General features: G+C 66.5%; 15 protein-coding genes. 7 read left to right on the top strand and 8 right to left on the bottom strand.

Annotated features, from left to right (window positions below):
• Positions 1-25: 25 nt before the first annotated feature.
• On the top strand, positions 26-2719 hold the full coding sequence (locus NA2_RS17000) for a TRAP transporter permease (protein ID WP_008598284.1): 2694 nt from the start codon (positions 26-28) through the stop codon (positions 2717-2719).
• A gap of 14 nt (positions 2720-2733) precedes the next feature.
• Entirely contained in the window at positions 2734-3159 is a 426-nt protein-coding gene (locus NA2_RS16995; RefSeq protein ID WP_008598282.1) for a universal stress protein, read from the top strand.
• Positions 3160-3225: 66 nt separating this feature from the next.
• On the opposite strand, the gene ccoS is transcribed toward NA2_RS16995, so the two are convergent.
• The 8 genes from ccoS to ccoN all read right to left on the bottom strand — a co-directional run bounded on the left by ccoS (position 3226) and on the right by ccoN (position 11375).
• Positions 3226-3399 (bottom strand): cbb3-type cytochrome oxidase assembly protein CcoS, encoded by a 174-nt coding sequence (gene ccoS / locus NA2_RS16990; protein WP_008598281.1) that lies wholly within the window; start codon positions 3397-3399, stop codon positions 3226-3228.
• Complete coding sequence (locus tag NA2_RS16985) at positions 3396-5690, bottom strand: cation-translocating P-type ATPase (RefSeq protein WP_051011678.1); 2295 nt, start codon at positions 5688-5690, stop codon at positions 3396-3398. The genes ccoS and NA2_RS16985 overlap by 4 nt, the downstream gene beginning before the upstream one ends.
• Positions 5687-6184, bottom strand: a complete 498-nt coding sequence (locus NA2_RS16980) for a FixH family protein (RefSeq protein WP_008598279.1) — start codon at positions 6182-6184, stop codon at positions 5687-5689. The genes NA2_RS16985 and NA2_RS16980 overlap by 4 nt, the downstream gene beginning before the upstream one ends.
• Complete coding sequence (gene ccoG / locus NA2_RS16975; protein ID WP_051011677.1) at positions 6181-7758, bottom strand: cytochrome c oxidase accessory protein CcoG; 1578 nt, start codon at positions 7756-7758, stop codon at positions 6181-6183. The genes NA2_RS16980 and ccoG overlap by 4 nt, the downstream gene beginning before the upstream one ends.
• Positions 7759-7958: 200 nt before the next feature.
• Entirely contained in the window at positions 7959-8825 is an 867-nt protein-coding gene (gene ccoP / locus NA2_RS16970) for a cytochrome-c oxidase, cbb3-type subunit III (RefSeq protein WP_008598277.1), read from the bottom strand.
• A 1-nt stretch (position 8826) separates the two neighbouring features.
• Complete coding sequence (locus NA2_RS16965; RefSeq protein WP_008598275.1) at positions 8827-8979, bottom strand: CcoQ/FixQ family Cbb3-type cytochrome c oxidase assembly chaperone; 153 nt, start codon at positions 8977-8979, stop codon at positions 8827-8829.
• A gap of 11 nt (positions 8980-8990) precedes the next feature.
• Positions 8991-9722, bottom strand: a complete 732-nt coding sequence (ccoO, locus tag NA2_RS16960) for a cytochrome-c oxidase, cbb3-type subunit II (RefSeq protein WP_008598273.1) — start codon at positions 9720-9722, stop codon at positions 8991-8993.
• A gap of 12 nt (positions 9723-9734) precedes the next feature.
• Positions 9735-11375: a cytochrome-c oxidase, cbb3-type subunit I gene (ccoN, locus tag NA2_RS16955; RefSeq protein ID WP_008598272.1), complete on the bottom strand. Its 1641-nt coding sequence runs from the start codon at positions 11373-11375 to the stop codon at positions 9735-9737.
• Positions 11376-11528: 153 nt separating this feature from the next.
• Between ccoN and hemN the strand changes: the two genes are divergently transcribed.
• From hemN to NA2_RS16930, 5 genes are all read left to right on the top strand, one after another.
• Positions 11529-12902 carry an oxygen-independent coproporphyrinogen III oxidase gene (gene hemN, locus NA2_RS16950; protein ID WP_008598270.1) on the top strand — a complete coding sequence of 458 codons (1374 nt, stop codon included), beginning with the start codon at positions 11529-11531 and terminating at the stop codon, positions 12900-12902.
• 228 nt (positions 12903-13130) lie between these two features.
• On the top strand, positions 13131-14636 hold the full coding sequence (locus NA2_RS16945; RefSeq protein ID WP_040678332.1) for a two-component system sensor histidine kinase NtrB: 1506 nt from the start codon (positions 13131-13133) through the stop codon (positions 14634-14636).
• Positions 14629-15246, top strand: coding sequence for a response regulator FixJ (fixJ, locus tag NA2_RS16940; protein ID WP_008598268.1), 618 nt, complete (start codon positions 14629-14631; stop codon positions 15244-15246). The genes NA2_RS16945 and fixJ overlap by 8 nt, the downstream gene beginning before the upstream one ends.
• A 135-nt stretch (positions 15247-15381) precedes the next feature.
• The gene (locus NA2_RS16935) at positions 15382-15735 is read left to right on the top strand and encodes a DNA-binding transcriptional response regulator (RefSeq protein ID WP_008598267.1); all 354 of its coding nucleotides are present in this window, start codon (positions 15382-15384) and stop codon (positions 15733-15735) included.
• 78 nt (positions 15736-15813) lie between these two features.
• Positions 15814-16491: a helix-turn-helix domain-containing protein gene (locus NA2_RS16930; protein ID WP_081582712.1), complete on the top strand. Its 678-nt coding sequence runs from the start codon at positions 15814-15816 to the stop codon at positions 16489-16491.
• Positions 16492-16564: the final 73 nt, after the last annotated feature.

The following is a 16564-nucleotide window of genomic DNA, read 5'->3' as shown; positions in this document are numbered from 1 at the left end:
AACGGTTCATAAGGGGAACGGGGACATGGCGACGAAACCGGACGCGACGGGAAACACATCCGCGCCGCTGAGCGAGGACGAACTCCAGGATCTGGTGGCCTCCGCCGATACCGGCGCGCGCGATCCTGCGGGCACGGCGGGCTACATCATCGCCGGGGTGGCGCTGCTGTGGTCGCTGTTCCAGCTCTACATCGCCTCGCCCCTGCCGTTCACGCTGACCAGCATGACCGGCCTGCCTCTGGTGCTGAACGACGCGCAGACGCGCGCGATCCACCTGGCCTTCGGCCTGTTCCTCGCCTTCATGGCGTTCCCGGCGCTGCCGTCCAGCCCGCGCAACCGCATCCCGCTCGCCGACTGGGTGCTGGCCATCGTCGCCGCCTGCTGTGCCCTCTATATCTTCGTCTTCTACCGCGCGCTCGCCGGGCGGCCGGGCCTGCCGATCACCCAGGACCTGGTGGTGGCCGGCATCGGCATGGTGCTGCTTCTGGAGGCGACGCGCCGCGCGCTCGGCCCGCCGCTGGCCATCGTCGCCCTCGTCTTCCTCGCCTATGTGTTCTTCGGCTCGTCGACCCTGGTGCCCGACATCATCCGCTGGGGCGGGGCGTCCTTCAGCCGCGCCATGGACCAGATGTGGCTGTCGCCCAACGGCGTGTTCGGCGTGGCGCTCGGCGTCTCGTCGGCCTTCGTCTTCCTGTTCGTCCTGTTCGGCTCCATGCTCGACCGGGCGGGCGCCGGCAATTTCTTCATCAAGCTCGCCTTCGCCCTCCTCGGGCACCTGCGCGGCGGACCCGCCAAGGCCGCCGTCCTCGCCTCGATGATGACCGGCCTGATCTCCGGCTCCTCCATCGCCAATGTCGTGACCACCGGCACCTTCACCATACCGCTGATGAAGCGGGTCGGCTTCTCGCCCGAGAAGGCCGGATCGGTCGAGGTGGCCAGCTCCGTCAACGGCCAGATCATGCCGCCGGTCATGGGGGCCGCCGCCTTCCTGATGGTCGAGTATGTCGGCATCTCCTACTTGCAGGTCATCAAGCATGCCTTCCTGCCGGCCGTCGTCTCCTACATCGCGCTGCTCTACCTGGTGCATCTGGAAGCGGTGAAGAACGACATGCCGGTCCTGCAGAAGCGCCAGACGCATCCGGCCATGGTGGCGCTGATGCGCTCGGGCATCGTCATCGCCTCGATCGTCATCCTGATCGGTGCAATCTACTACGCCATCAACTTCATCAAATACGCGCTGCCGGACCTGTCTGCGCCGGTCCTGATGCTGGCGCTGCTCGTCGCCTATGTGGCGCTGATCTGGTACGCGGCGAAGTCGCCCGACCTGGAGATGGACGACCCGAACGCGCCGGTGGTCGAGCTGCCGGTGGCCTCCGAAGTCATCCGCACGGGCCTGCACTACCTGCTGCCGCTGTTCGTGCTCGTCTGGGCGCTGATGGTGGAGCGCCGCTCGCCCGGCCTGTCGGCCTTCTACGCAGTGCTGCTGCTGATCGTCATCATCCTCACCCAGAAGCCGCTGAAGGCGCTGTTCCGCGGCCTGCAGAGCGAGGAGCGCCGCGCGGCCTTCAGGGAAGGCTTCGAGGACCTCGTCGTCGGCCTGATCCTCGGCGCGCGCAACATGATCGGCATCGCCTGCGCTACCGCCGCCGCCGGCATCATCGTCGGCACGGTGACCCTGACCGGCATCGGCCAGGTGATGGCGGAGTTCGTCGAGTTCCTGTCGGGCGGCAACATCTTCCTGATCCTCGTCTTCACGGCGCTGATCAGCCTGGTGCTGGGCATGGGCCTGCCGACGACGGCGAACTACATCGTCGTCTCGTCGCTGATGGCGCCGGTGATCGTCGAGCTGGGGGCCGCCAACGGCGTGCTCATCCCGCTCATCGCCGCGCACATGTTCGTCTTCTATTTCGGCATCATGGCCGATGTGACGCCACCGGTGGGGCTTGCCTCCTTCGCGGCGGCCGCCGTCTCGGGCGGCGATCCGATCAAGACGGGCTTTACCGCCTTCTTCTATTCGCTGAGGACGGTTCTGCTGCCCTTCATCTTCGTGTTCAACACGGACCTGCTGCTCATCGACGTGACCTGGGTCGAGGCGATCTGGGTGACGGCGCAGGCGATCATCGCCATGCTGATCTTCGCTGCGGCGACGCAGGGCTTCTTCATGGCCCGCAACAGGATCTGGGAATCGGTCGCGCTGCTGCTCGTCACCTTCATGCTGCTGCGCCCGGGCTTCTTCCTGGATCTCGTCCAGCCGCCCTATATCGAGACGCCGCCGACGCAGATCTTCGAGGCGGTGAAGGACGAGCCAGCGGACGCCGGCATCCGCTTCACGATCCGCGGGCCGAACTTCGACAATCCGGACCAGATCGACGAGCGCACCATGGCGTTCGACCTGGGTGCGGCCGGCGCGGAAGGCGCGGCGCGCTTCGAGGCCGCCACTGGCCTCGTCGCCCGCGTCGAGGGCGAGACGGTCATTCTCGACGAGCCGTTCGACATGAACAGCCTCGCCGGCAAGACCCTGTCGAAGCTCGACTTCTATGCCGACGAACCGGTCGTGATCACCGCCGTGGAGGTCAGCAACGAGGGTCGCATGCCGCGTGAGCTGTTCTACATCCCGGCGGCACTCTTGCTCGCGCTGGTGATGTTCATGCAGCGCCGCCGCGGGGGCACCTTGGGGGGCAATCCGCAGGCGGGCAGGCCCCGCCCGGCGGAAGCCTGAAGGGAGTGACTGAGATGTACAACGACATCCTGGTATCCATCGATCTCGGCAATGCCGACGACGAGGTGCGCACGCTGGAAACGGCCGTCGACTACGCCAAGGCCTTCGGCAGCCGGCTTCATGTGATGACGGTCGTGCCCGACTACGGCATGTCCATCGTCGGCGGCTTCTTCCCGAAGGGGCACGAGCAGCAGGCTATCGAGCACACCAACAAGGCGCTGCATGCCTTCACCAAGGAGCACGTCCCCGAAGGCATCCGGCATCGCCACATCGTCGGCCATGGCTCGATCTATCGCGAGATCCTGCGCTATGCGACCGAGGTCAAGGCCGACCTGATCGTGCTGTCGGCCAAGCGTCCGAGCCCGGAGGACTATCTGATCGGCCCGAACGCGGCGCGTGTCGTCCGCCACGCGCAGATCTCGGTTCTGGTGGTGCGCTGACGCAGCCGGGTAGGGAGCGCGCCGACGCACCCGCTTCGAACACTGCGCTGACGCGCTGTTCCGGCCTTATTCCTGCTCGCCGCGGCGAGGTTCGCCCGACTGCTCCTCCTCGATGAGGATGCGCTCTGCGGCCCCGTCGAGGTCGTCGTACTGGCCGCTTCTCAGCGACCACAGAAAAGCCGCGAGGCCTGCCGCGCCGAGGAACAGCGCCACGGGAATGAGGATGGTGAGGTTTGTCATGCGGCGGCCCCCATCAGGGGCGGTGTCGGGGTGTTTTCCGGCGCCTCCGGCCTGGTGTCGCCTGTCGCAAGGAGTTCCTTGTCGGCGCGCAGGCGCAGCGCGTTGCCGATGACGATCAGCGACGACAGTGACATGGCGATGGCGGCGACCAGCGGTGTGACGTGACCCGAGACGGCGATCGGCACGGCCAGAAGATTGTAGCCGATGGCCAGCGCGAAATTCTGCCGGATCAGCCGGCCGGCACGCACGGCGATGTCGCGCGCCAGCGGGACGGCCATCAGGCTGTCGCGCAGGAACACGAAGTCCGCGGCGTTGCGGCCGATGTCGGCGGCGGTGGCGGGCGCCATGGAGACATGCGCCGCCGCCAGCGCGGGCGCGTCGTTGAGCCCGTCGCCGACCATCAGCGCCCTGTGCCCGTTGGCGGCGAGGGCCTCGAGATGCGCCAGCTTCTCGCCGGGCAGGGAACCTGCGGCACGGGTCGGGATGTTCAGCCGGTCGGCGACCGCGTCCACCTGCGCCTGGCTGTCGCCCGACACGATCTCCATCCCGAGGCCCTGCTCGCCCAGATGACGCAGCGCGGCGGCGGCGCCCGGCCGCAACTGGTCCTCGAAGCGAAACTCGGCGAGCGTGCGGCCATTCTGCACGAGCACCGTGCCGCCCGGCGCAGCGCCTTCGGGGCAGGTGTCCTCGAGCGCCCATTTGGCCCGGCCGAGCCGCCAGACGGTGCCGTCGGCCTGCGCCTCGATGCCGAGGCCGGGAAGTTCCCTGACGCTGTCGAAGTGGAAGCTGCGCCCGCCCACCTGGTCGGCGGCCCGCACGATGGCGCGCGAGAAGGGGTGATGCGAATGCATGGCGATGGCGCCGGCGAGCGCCAGCGTGGTCGTTCCGAGTTGGTTGGCGTTCCTCAGATGCGGGACGCCTAGCGTCAGCGTGCCCGTCTTGTCGAAGACGGCATGGTCGGCCTCGGCCAGCCGCTCCATCGCCGCGCCGTCCTTGACCATGATGCCGTTCTCGAACAGGCGCCTCGCGGCGACCACCTGGACGATCGGTACGGCGAGGCCCAGCGCGCAGGGGCAGGTGATGATCAGGACGGCGATGGCGATGGTAATGGCCCGGTGCCAGTCGCCCGTGGCGAGGAGCCATCCGGCGAAGGTGAGGAGAGCGGTGAGATGCACGACCGGCGCATAGAGCGCAGACGCCCGGTCGGCGAGGCGGCGGTAGCGCGCCCGTCCGCCCTCGGCGGCCTCCATCAGACGCAGCATCTCGGCCAGGAACGACTGGTCCGCGGCGGCCGCCGCCCGTACCACCAGCGGCTGGGTCAGATTCAGCATGCCGGCGCGGATATCGGTTCCGGGGCCGACGTCCTGCGGATCGCTTTCGCCCGTCGCCATCGAGCAGTCGAGCGCCGAATGCCCGCGCAGGACGGTTCCATCGACCGGGATGCGCTCGCCGGCGGCGATGATCAGCTTCATGCCCGGTTCGATCTCCCGCAGGGGGAGATAGTCGCGGCCGCCATCCTGGCTGATCACCATCGCACCGCGCGGCGCCAGCCGGGCGAGGCCCGACACCGCCGTGCGCGCCCGCTCGCGCATCACATGGTCGAGCGTGCGGCCGATCAGCAGGAAGAAGAGGAGCGACACCGAGGCGTCGAAATAGGCGTGCTGCCCGCTGTTGATGGTCTCGTACAGGCTGAGGCCATAGGCAAGCGCCACGCCGAGCGCGATCGGCACGTCCATGTTCATCCGCCCGTGGCTGAGCGCGCTCCAGGCGGACCGGAAGAAGATGCCGCCGGCGAAGAACAGGGCGGGGAGGGCGATCAGCGCCGACAGCCAGTGAAACAGGTCGCGGGTCGCCTCCTCGGCGCCCGACCAGACCGAGACGGACAGGAGCATGATGTTGCCGGCGGCGAAGCCGGCGATGGCCACCGCGCGGATCAGCTCCGACAGGACCGGATCCCTGTCGTCGTCGCCGCTCTCGTAGAGGTGGGCGGCGTAGCCGAGCCTGTTGAGCGTCGGGACCAGCGGCGGCAGCGCGCCCTCGCGCCATTTGACGCTGACGCGCTTCGTCGAGAGGTTGACGCGGGCGCTCGCAACGCCGTCGAGCTTTCCAATCGCGCTCTCGATGGCCTGGATGCAGGCGCCGCAATGGATGCCGGGCACGGAAAGATCGGTCTGGAGCAGGCCGTCGCCGACCGGGCGGCTGGCAAGCAGGACTTCCTCGGAACGGGGACCGGCCTCGCGGGCCTGCCCCGTCTCCAGCGCCATTTCGGTGCCCGGCGCGCAACAGCTCATCTGAGTGCTCCGTCCCGGATGACGATGCGGCGCACGTCGCGATAGGGATGGTCGAGCCCGGCCTCGGCGGTGATGTTGATCACCCAGGTGCCGTCGCCGGGGCCGTGGTCGATCCCGAAGGTCCCGTCGGCGCGCCGTTCCAGGGTGAGCGCGATGTCTTCGTCGGCGGTGACGGGACGGTGCATGACGACCGCGACGCTGTCGAGCGGGATCGTGCTGCCGCTGGCGTCGACCAGGCGATAGGTGATGGCGTCGCCCTTCACCATGAGTTCGCCGGTCCAGCCGAGGGCGGCCTGTTCGCGGCCTTCCGCCGTCCGCTCGTTGAAGGTCTGGCTCGCGACATAGGAGTTCTTGACGATCAGCCCGGTCCAGCTCGAGCTGGCGTAGAAGGCCATGGTCAGGTTGACCGCGATCACCACGCCGAAGAAGGCGATCATGATGGCGAGCATGTGCCAGCCGGTAAACTCTTTCTGCTTGTCGATCTTGCCACTCATCGCGCGGCCCCCGGTCTGTTGAAGCTTGCCCGATAGATGTCGCTCTCGAAGCTTGCCTTGTCCTCCACGACAAAGCTGAATTTTGCGTTTGCATCGTTCAGGCGATCTGCGGGCAGGGTGATGAAAATGCGCACCTCGCGCAGCCGGTCCGGATCCACCGGGATTGCCGCGGACCGGCCTTCGGGCTGGTCGAGGCCGACCACCTGCATCGTCGCTCCGGGAAGGCCGTCGAGCGACAGGAAGATGACGCGCGGCTCGGGGATCATGTTCAGCAGCTTGACCGTGTAGCCGTTGCGGATCGAGCCGTCGGACAGAACCACATATTGCGGATTGCGGTCGTGCAGAACGTTGACCTCGAGCCGGTCGCGGGTGAGCAGCGCGTAGAGCATGACCAGGCCGATCAGCGACCAGGTGCCGAAATAGACGAAGGTGCGCGGGCGGAAGATCTTCTGCCAGCGGAAATGCGCCACCTTGTCGGACAGGCCGCCGGCCGCATCGCGCACGCGGTCGGGATTGATGACGTCGGTGCCGCTGGCCGTGGCGAGCGCCATGTTGGCGTTGTAGTCCGCCAGCGTGGCATAGGAGATCAGGCCGCGCTCGCGGCCGAGCTTGTCCATCACGCCGTCGCAGGCGTCGATGCACAGCGCGCAGGTGATGCATTCGAGCTGCTGGCCGTCGCGGATGTCGATGCCCATCGGACAGACGGCGACGCAGGCATTGCAGTCGACACAATCGCCGACGGTCTTGCCCTCGGCGGCCGCCTTCTTGGCGTGGCGCGAGCGCGGCTCGCCGCGCCAGTCGTTATAGGTCACGGTGAGGGAGTTCTCGTCGAGCATCGCCGCCTGGATGCGCGGCCATGGGCACATATAGGTGCAGACCTGCTCGCGCATCAGCCCGCCGAACACATACGTCGTCGCCGTCAGCGTCGCGATGGTCATGTAGGCGACGGGGGCCGCCTGGCCGGTGACGATGTCGACGAGCAGGGTGGGAGCGTCAGCGAAATAGAACACCCATGCGCCGCCGGTCGCCACTGCGATGACGACCCAGATCAGGTGCTTGGAGAAGCGCTTGGCCAGCTTGGGCGCGGACATCGGTGCGCCATCGAGCTTGATGCGCGCATTGCGGTCACCCTCTATGGCCCGCTCGACGACGAGGAACAGATCGACCCAGACCGTCTGCGGGCAGGTATAGCCGCACCAGGCGCGGCCGACTGTCGAGGTGATCAGGAACAGCCCGACGCCGGCCATGACCAGAAGGCCGGCGACGTAGATGAATTCCTGCGGCCAGATCTCGATGAAGAAGAAGTAGAAGCGCCGGTTGGCGAGATCGACGAGCACGGCCTGGTCCGGAGCATGGGGGCCGCGATCCCAGCGCAGCCACGGCGTCAGATAGTAGATGCCCAGCGTGACCAGCATGATCAGCCATTTGAAACGCCTGAACTGGCCTGTCGCCCGTTTCGGGAAGATTTTCTTGCGCGGCGCATAGAGCGGCTGCCGCGTCCTGGCGGAGTTCACGGCCTCCGCGTCGAGGCGCTCGATGGTTTCGCTGGCTGCAGTGTCTGTCACAAGGGTCATTTCCGCGGCTCGCAGGATGCTCGGTGATGCCTGTTCTAAAGGTTCGGGATGCGCGGGCGCATTGATCCCGATCAAAGCCCTTCTCCCGGCAATGAAAAGCGGACCTGGCGTCGCTGCGACAAAAGGAACCCGGCCACCGGGCCGGGTTCATGGTCGCATCGTCGAAACCCGAAGCGATGCCGCTTCGACACGGGGACGCGCTATTGGCCGCCGCCCAGCGAGTAGACGTAGACCGACAACTGCTTGATCGCCGGGTCGCCGAGACGCGCCTGCCAGGCCGGCATAACACCATGCCTGGGCTGGCGGATCTGCGCGGCGATCTCCGCCTCGCTGGAGCCATAGAGCCAGATCGCATCGGCGAGGTTCGGCGCGCCGAGGCTGGCATCACCCTGGCCGCCATCGCCGTGGCAGGCCGCGCAATTGTCGGCATAGACCTGCGCCCCGGCCTCGGCCAACGCCGGGTCGGAGGGCGTGCCGGTGAACGAGACCGCAAAGGCGGCGGCCTGGCGGATCTCGTCGGCACTCAGAACGTCGCCGAATGCCGGCATCTCGCCCTGATGCGTGTCGTCGTCACCGGCGAAGCGGACGCCGTGGGCGATGGTCTTGTGGATCGCCTCGATATCGCCGCCCCACAGCCAGTCGTCGTCGTTGAGGTTCGGATAGCCCGCCGACCCCTGGGCACCGGAGCCGTGGCACTGCGAGCAATTGACCTTGAAGGCGGCCTCGCCGGCCGAGGTGGCGAAACGGCGCAGGGTCTCGTCGGCGAGTATCTCGTCCAGTGGCTTCTCGGCGATCGCAGTCCGCAGGTCGGCCTGCTGCGCCGCGACGGCATTCATCGTCGTGGTGAACTCCTGGCGGCTCGAATAGCCGAGCACGCCCCGGGTGGCGTCGCTGATCAGCGGCCAGGCCGGATAGGCGATGGTGTAGCCCAGCGACCACAGGATCGTGGCGTAGAAGCTCCAGACCCACCAGCGGGGCATGGGATTGTCGAGTTCCTTGATGCCGTCCCACTCGTGTCCTGTGGTCGAGACGCCGGAGACCTCGTCGATATGTTTGTTCTCGCTCATCTCAATCGTCCTTCAGCGGGATGCGGGCGGCTTCCTCGGCGCTCTTCTTGCTCCCGGGCCGGAAGGCGAAGATGACGGCGCCGACGAAGAAGATGGTCATGTAGAGAAGACCCCAACTGTCAGCGAACTGGCGAAGGGCTGTGTAGGCTTCCATGATCGATCCTCCTACCGGTATCCGGCCGATTCATCGTAGGTCGAGAAATCGACCAGCGTGCCGAGCATCTGCAGATAGGCCACCAGCGCATCCATCTCGGTCAGGGCGCTTGGGTTTCCGTCGAAATCGCCCAGCACGGCCTTGGGATAGCGCTCCTCGATGCCCGACGTGTCCGCATTCGGGTCGGCCTGGGCGCGAATGTCCGCATTGGCGTTCGCCACCATCTCCTCCGTGTAGGGAACGCCGACGCGCTGGTTGGCGACGAGCTCGGTCGAGAAGTCGTTGATCTCGAGCGGCGTGTCCTTGAGGAAGGCGTAGCTCGGCATGATCGATTCCGGCACGACCGAGCGCGGCTCGATCAGGTGGTCGACATGCCACTCGTTCGAATAGCGTCCGCCCACGCGCGCCAGATCCGGCCCCGTGCGTTTCGATCCCCACTGGAAGGGGTGGTCGTACATGGATTCCGCGGCGAGGCTGTAATTGCCGTAGCGTTCCACCTCGTCGCGGAAAGGGCGGATCATCTGGCTGTGGCAGGTGTAGCAGCCCTCGCGGACGTAGATGTTGCGGCCGGCCAGCTCCAGCGGCGAGTAGGGGCGCATGCCCTCCACCTTCTCGATCGTGTTCTCCAGGTAGAAGAGGGGCACGATCTCGACGATGCCGCCGATGGTCACCACCAGGAACGAGCCGACCAGAAGCAGGGTCGCATTCTTCTCGATGATCTTGTGTTTATCCAGCAATGCCATTGTCTGGGCTCCTTAACCGGCGGTTTGAACGGTTGCTGCGGGTTGCGTGACGCTGCCGTCCATCGGCGCTTCCTCGCGCTGGTGGCCGAGGATGGTCATGACCAGGTTGTAGGCCATCACGATGCCGCCGATCAGGAACAGCACGCCGCCCAGCGCGCGCAGCACGTAGTAGGGATGCATGGCCGCCACGGTTTCGGCGAAGGAGTAGACCAGGAAGCCCTGATCGTCGTATTCGCGCCACATCAGGCCCTGCTGGATGCCGGACACCCACATCACGGCCGCGTAGACAACGATGCCGAGGGTGGCGAGCCAGAAGTGCCAGGTGACGAGCCGGAGAGAGTAGAGCCGCTCGCGGTTCCACAGCTTCGGAACGAGATAGTACAGCGCGCCGAAGGTGATCATGCCGACCCAGCCGAGCGCGGCGGAATGCACGTGGCCGATGGTCCAGTCGGTGTAGTGTGACAGCGAGTTAACCGCCTTGACCGACATCAGCGGGCCTTCGAAGGTGGACATGCCGTAGAAGGCGACGGCCATGACCATCATGCGGATGATCGGATCCGTCCGCAGCTTGTCCCAGGCGCCCGACAGCGTCATCAGGCCGTTGATCATGCCGCCCCAGGAGGGCATCCACAGCATGATCGAGAAGACCATGCCCAGCGTCTGCGCCCAGTCGGGCAGGGCGGTGTAGTGCAGGTGGTGCGGCCCCGCCCAGATGTAGAGGAAGATCAGCGCCCAGAAGTGGATGATCGACAGCCGGTAGGAATAGACCGGGCGGTTCACCTGTTTCGGGATGAAGTAGTACATCATGCCGAGGAAACCGGCGGTCAGGAAGAAGCCGACGGCGTTGTGGCCGTACCACCATTGCGTCAGTGCGTCCTGCACGCCGGCGAACAGCGAGTAGCTCTTGGAGCCGAAGGGGGAGACGGGCACGGCGAGATTGTTCACCACGTGCAGCATCGCGATCGTCACGATGAAGGACAGGTAGAACCAGTTCGCCACGTAGATGTGCGGCTCCTTGCGCTTGAAAAGCGTGCCGAGGAAGACGATCAGATAGGCGACCCAGACCACGGTGAGGAGCAGGTCCACATACCATTCCGGCTCGGCGTATTCGCGGCTCTGGGTGATGCCGAGCAGATAGCCGGTCGCCGCCATGACGATGAAGAGCTGATAGCCCCAGAAGACGAACCAGGCGAGATTGCCGCCGAACAGGCGCGCCCGGCACGTGCGCTGCACCACATAGAGGGAGGTCGCGATCAGCGCATTGCCGCCGAAGGCGAAAACCACCGCCGAGGTGTGCAGCGGCCGGGTGCGGCCGAAGTTGAACCAGGGCTCGATGTTGAGGTCCGGATAGGCGAGCTGCAGGGCGACGAGCACGCCGACTAGGAAGCCGACGATCCCCCAGAAGGTGGTGGCGATCACGCCATAGCGGATCGGACCGTCCATGTAGCCGTCGACATCGGCCCGAAGCGGTATCGACGCCGCCCCCGCCGGCGCGAAGCTTGTGTTGCGCATCAACACGATCGCCGATCCCAGGAGGACGAAGAACAGGACCCACATATGAGCCTGAAACGCCGAATCGTGCGCCAGACCCGCAGCGATCAGCGCCGCGAATGCGGCAAGGCCGACCAGTATGATCTCGGTGCCAAATCTCATTGCCATTTCCCCAATCCAGAAAGCCCGCGGGACGCAATTTTCCCGTTCCCGCGCCCAAGCCATCTCCCAAAGCGGGGGATTCTGCTTTGATCTGCGTCAAAGCGAGGTGCTGCCGGCCATGCGACGAAACGGCCTGAACAGGGATCGGTGCACATGCAGCGGGCAGGCGAACAGATCAGCGGAACGGGCGCGGCTTCCCGCTATTCGGAGGCGGTTCCGCGCTACACGAGTTACCCGACGGCACCGCATTTCCATGCCGGCGTGACCGGGGCGACATTTCGCCACTGGCTGCGGCAGACCGGAACGGATGACGACCTGTCGCTCTATGTGCACATCCCGTTCTGCGACCGGTTGTGCTGGTTCTGCGCCTGCCACACCAAGATGACGCAGCGCTACGAGCCGGTTGCGGCGTTCCTCGATGCGCTCCTGTGCGAGATCCGCAGGGTCGGTGCGGTGCTCGGCGGAAACGGACGGGTCCGGGCGCTGCATTTCGGCGGCGGTTCGCCGACCATCCTCAGGCCGGACGACGTGATGCGCCTCGGGGACGCGCTGCGCGCTGCCTTCCGCTTTGCCCGCGATACCGAGATCAGCGTCGAGCTCGATCCCAACGACATGGACGAGGCGCGCTTCGACGCGTTCACCGCCATCGGCATGACGCGGGCGAGCCTCGGCGTCCAGGATTTCGACCCGAGGGTCCAGAAGGCGATCAACCGGGAGCAGACATTCGCGCAGACGAAGGCGGTGGTCGATGGCGTGCGCAGCCGCGGCGTGCAATCCGTCAATCTCGACCTGCTCTACGGCCTGCCTCATCAGACGCTGGAAAGCGTTGCCGCGACGATCCACCAGGCGCTGACGCTGTCGCCCGACCGGATAGCCTTGTTTGGCTATGCGCATGTGCCCTGGTTCAAGAAGCATCAGACCATGATCGCCGACGACTGGCTGCCGGGGCCGGAAGAACGCTACGCCCAGCAGCAGGAGACGGCGCGCATCATCCGCGCGGCGGGCTACGAGCCGATCGGCCTCGACCACTTCGCAAGGCCGGGCGATCCGCTGGCGGCGGCCGCCCGCGAAGGCCGGCTGTTCCGCAATTTCCAGGGCTATACCGAGGACGCCTGCCGCACGCTGATCGGTCTCGGTCCCTCCTCCGTGTCGCGCCTGCCGCAGGGCTATGCCCAGAACACGCCGGCGACGGCAGGCTACGAGCGCATTGTCCGCGATGGCGGCCTCGCGACTGCGCGCGGCATCGCGCTGACCGACGAGGACCGCGCCCGGGCCTGGGTGATCGAGCGGCTGATGTGCGATTTCGCCTTCTCCGGGCAGGAGGCGATCCGCCTGTTCGGCGAGGACGGTGCGCGGATCGTCGCGGAGGCTCGCGCGGCCGGATGCGGTGCTGGCGAACAGATGCTGGTGGAGCGGGACGGAGCTTTCGTGGTTCCGGAGGCGTCGCGCGCGCTCGTGCGCACGGCCGCCGCCCGCTTCGACCAGTATCTCGCGCAGGGCGGGGCCCGTCATTCGATGGCGGTGTGATGCCGTGTCAATCATCGCGTCGGATCCCCGGCTGGGGCTGCCGACCTAGTGGATCAGGCGACGCGATGACGGCCGGGCAGACACGGGGAATGTCTGCCCGGCCACCTTCTTCAGACGACGGCCGCTGCGCGTGATCCCGCCGCGGGTCACTTGCGGTATCGCGTGCCGGCGGAAATAATGCCGCCACGATAGACGGATTTTGCGGAAGAGGCGCGCCGGGGCCTGTGAATGAGTTCTGAATACGACATGGCGCGGCCGGCCGGCGGCTCGAACTTGCCCGGCTATGCGGTGGCGGTGGCCGGCAGCATCGCGATCCTCGTCGCGCGGATGTGGCTGGGGCCCGTCTTCGGTGAAGTCTGGCTTCTCTTCCTGGCCGCGCTGACCGCGCTCTACGCGGCGATCCTCGGCGGCCGCCGCGTCGGCTTCCTGGCGGTCGCCCTGTCCGCCGTCGCGATGGCCCTGCTCGCGATGATGGCGGCATTGCCGTTCTCCATCCCGGCATTCGTGGCGCTGGTCGCCTTCACGGTCCTTCTCGCCCATGTCGGCGCGGCCTATCACCGCGCGCGCGACGCCGGCCGCCTCGTCAGCCAGCAGCTGGCGGCGCGCGACGCGCATCTGCGCTCGATCCTCGACACGGTGCCGGACGCGACCGTGGTGATCGATTCGCGCGGCCTGATGGTCTCCTTCAATCGCGCGGCCATCCGCCAGTTCGGCTATGAGGAAGCGGAAGTGCTCGGGCAGAATGTCAGCATACTGATGCCCGAACCCTATCGCGGCCAGCACGACGGCTACATCGACCGCTACCTGCACACCGGCGAGCGGCGCATCATCGGCCTGGACCGGGTCGTGGTGGGGCGCCGCAAGGATGGCTCGACATTCCCGATGAAGCTTGCCGTGGGCGAGATGCACAGCGGCGGGCAGACCTTCTTCACGGGCTTCATCCGCGACCTGACCGAGCGGGCGGAATCCGAGGCCGAGATGGAGGAGGTGCAGGCCGAGCTCGCGCGCCTCGCCCGCCTCAACGAGCTGGGCGAGATGGCCTCGACGCTGGCGCATGAGCTGAACCAGCCCCTGTCGGCGATCGCCAACTACGCGCAGGGCTGCAAGCGCCTCCTGAAGGACCTCGCCGACCCCGTGGCGGAGCGGATGAGCGAGGCGCTCGATGAAACGGCGAAACAGTCGCTGCGCGCCGGCCAGATCATCCGCCACCTGCGCGAATTCGTGACGCGCGGCGAGACGGAGAAGCAGCCCGAAGACATCCAGAAGCTGGTCGAGGAAGCGGCGGCGCTGGCACTGGTCGGCTCGCGGGAACTCGGCATGCGCACGGTGTTCGAGTTCCAGCCCGGTCTCGGCATGGTGCTGGTCGACCGCGTGCAGATCCAGCAGATCGTGATCAACCTGATCCGCAACGCGATGGAAGCGATGCGCGACAGCGAAGCCCGCGAACTGCTGGTCAAGGTCAATGTTGACGGGGTTGACGGGGTCGACGGCGCGCGCACGGTTGTCATAGATGTCAGCGATACGGGTTCGGGCGTTCCCGCGGAAATCGTCGGGGACCTGTTCAAGCCCTTCGTGTCGAGCAAGCGCGGCGGCATGGGCGTGGGGCTTGCCATCTCGAAGCGTATCGCCGAGGCGCATGGAGGATCGCTGGTCCTGCTCGCCACCGGCAGCACCGGCACGACGCTGCGCGTCACCCTGCCGATCATGGAAGAACGGGAATTTCAGGATGCCTGAGAACGTGGTGATCCACATCGTCGACGACGAGGAGCCGGTGCGCAAGTCGCTCGCCTTCCTGCTGACCATGTCGGGTCACGCGGTGCGGGTGCACGAATCGGCGACGGCTTTTCTGGACATCGCCGGCGGCTTGCGCCAAGCCTGCCTGATCACGGATCTGCGCATGCCGGACCTCAACGGCGTGGAACTTCTGCGCCGCCTGCGCGACGCCGGGCAGATGCTGCCCGCCATCGTGATTTCCGGCCATGGCGACGTGCCGATGGCCGTCGAGGCGATGAAGGCCGGCGCGCTGGACTTCATCGAGAAACCGTTCGCCGAGGACGTGCTTCTCGACGCCGTCAGCAGGGCCGTGACCGAACTGGACAGGCAGCCGCGCGACGGCGCCGACGCGGCCGGTGTCAGGCGGCGGCTCGAGGAGCTTTCCGAACGCGAGCACCAGGTGATGCGGCGCATCGTGGCCGGCATGCCGAACAAGACGATCGCCTTCGAACTCGACATCTCTCCACGCACCGTCGAGGTGCACCGGGCCAATGTGATGACGAAGATGCGCGCCCGCAACCTGCCCGAGCTCGTGCGCATGGTGCTGGTGGCCGACGCCGGACCGTCCTGACGGCGCGCAGCTGCCCGGCACAAAGAGTGCGGCAATTTGATCCAGCGCAAGGCGCCTGTCCGGCTGCCGGCGGAGAGTGTCCGATGTCCCGGGTAAACGCGTTTCGATGTCCGGGTTCTGAGGAGAGACCTGGACGTGAACGAAACGATACTCGTTGTGGCTCCCGATTCCGCCTTTCGCCTGTCGCTTCGCTTCATGCTCGAATCGGAAGGCTACGGGGTCGAGGTGCTGGCCGACATGACCGATTTTCGGCTGCTGCGGCGCAGGGCCGATTGCGTGATCGTCGATGAGGAAGTGCTGGAGCAGGCGCGGAGTCCCGTCAGGGCGCTGGTGGACGAGGGCGGGCCGGTGATCATCCTGGCCGACACGAGCGAGGACGCCCCCGCAAACGACCGGGTGTTGGTCATCGAGAAACCCTTGCTCGGCAGCGCTGTCATCAGCGCCGTCCGCATCCTGCTCGACGCGCCGGCAACGAGGACCGCTACGTAGAATCCCTTACGGGGAAGACCGAATTTCGCAACGCGCGCGAACCCGTCAAGGTGATGCCGATCCAACAGGAGGCATCGCATGCGCCCGCAACCCGCCACCGTTTCTCAAGTGACGCTGTCTCCTGCGTCTCGGCTGCCCGGCGTGGGCGATCTGGCCGGGCGACGCTCCGCTCCGGCGTCCTTCGCTCCCGGTCAGCCGCATCAGATCGTTTTCTTCGAAGCGAACGCCGAGATCTACGCGCAGGGCGAGCGGGCGGCGGCGCTCTATCAGGTCGAGTACGGTGTGGTGCGCCTGTACCGCCTCCTGTCCGATGGCCGCCGGCAGATCAGCGCTTTCCATGTGGCTGGCGAAGTCTTCGGTTTCGAGGCGGACGGCCAGCATCACTTCTTTGCCGAGGCGGTGGGCGATGCGGGCATCCGCATCTTCCGGCAGCCCGCGGGCGAGGGGAACTGGCGGCCGACGCTGGACGCCGCCCTTGCCGCCCTGGTGCGGGCGCAGGAACATCTGCTGGTCGTGGGCCGGCAGAACGCCGCCGAGCGGGTCGCCGCCTTCCTGCTCGACATGATGCAGCGGCAGGGCGGCGAATGCATCGAGCTTGCCATGTCGCGCACGGATATCGGCGATTATCTGGGCCTGACCATCGAGACCGTGTCGCGCACGCTTTCGAAGTTCAAGTCGGCGGAAGTTGTCCAGTTGGAGGGTAGGCGTCTACTAAAGATTGCTGATGTTCGGGCCTTGCGGGCACTATGCACATAGATCGTTGATGCTAATTGATGAGGATGTACGAGCATATCAATTCGTCCCTGACCTGCTCCCCTGAGATGTTCCC

Origin of the sequence: Nitratireductor pacificus pht-3B, from assembly GCF_000300335.1 — a bacterium.
GTDB classification, from domain to species: Bacteria; Pseudomonadota; Alphaproteobacteria; order Rhizobiales; family Rhizobiaceae; genus Nitratireductor; species Nitratireductor pacificus.
The sequence above is the reverse complement of the archived record's forward strand: the minus strand, read 5'-3'. Positions and strand labels throughout refer to the sequence as shown.

Bases quoted from the DNA above. Each gene is read 5' to 3' on its own strand.
- ccoS (WP_008598281.1), bottom strand. From the start codon at position 3,399: ATGACAAACCTCACCATCCTCATTCCCGTGGCGCTGTTCCTCGGCGCG.
- NA2_RS16945 (WP_040678332.1), top strand. From the start codon at position 13,131: ATGAGTTCTGAATACGACATGGCGCGGCCGGCCGGCGGCTCGAACTTG.
- NA2_RS16980 (WP_008598279.1), bottom strand. From the start codon at position 6,184: ATGAGTGGCAAGATCGACAAGCAGAAAGAGTTTACCGGCTGGCACATG.
- ccoP (WP_008598277.1), bottom strand. From the start codon at position 8,825: ATGAGCGAGAACAAACATATCGACGAGGTCTCCGGCGTCTCGACCACA.
- fixJ (WP_008598268.1), top strand. From the start codon at position 14,629: ATGCCTGAGAACGTGGTGATCCACATCGTCGACGACGAGGAGCCGGTG.
- NA2_RS16965 (WP_008598275.1), bottom strand. From the start codon at position 8,979: ATGGAAGCCTACACAGCCCTTCGCCAGTTCGCTGACAGTTGGGGTCTT.
- ccoG (WP_051011677.1), bottom strand. From the start codon at position 7,758: ATGACCCTTGTGACAGACACTGCAGCCAGCGAAACCATCGAGCGCCTC.
- NA2_RS16930 (WP_081582712.1), top strand. From the start codon at position 15,814: ATGCGCCCGCAACCCGCCACCGTTTCTCAAGTGACGCTGTCTCCTGCG.
- NA2_RS16995 (WP_008598282.1), top strand. From the start codon at position 2,734: ATGTACAACGACATCCTGGTATCCATCGATCTCGGCAATGCCGACGAC.
- ccoN (WP_008598272.1), bottom strand. From the start codon at position 11,375: ATGAGATTTGGCACCGAGATCATACTGGTCGGCCTTGCCGCATTCGCG.
- ccoO (WP_008598273.1), bottom strand. From the start codon at position 9,722: ATGGCATTGCTGGATAAACACAAGATCATCGAGAAGAATGCGACCCTG.
- NA2_RS17000 (WP_008598284.1), top strand. From the start codon at position 26: ATGGCGACGAAACCGGACGCGACGGGAAACACATCCGCGCCGCTGAGC.
- hemN (WP_008598270.1), top strand. From the start codon at position 11,529: ATGCAGCGGGCAGGCGAACAGATCAGCGGAACGGGCGCGGCTTCCCGC.
- NA2_RS16985 (WP_051011678.1), bottom strand. From the start codon at position 5,690: ATGAGCTGTTGCGCGCCGGGCACCGAAATGGCGCTGGAGACGGGGCAG.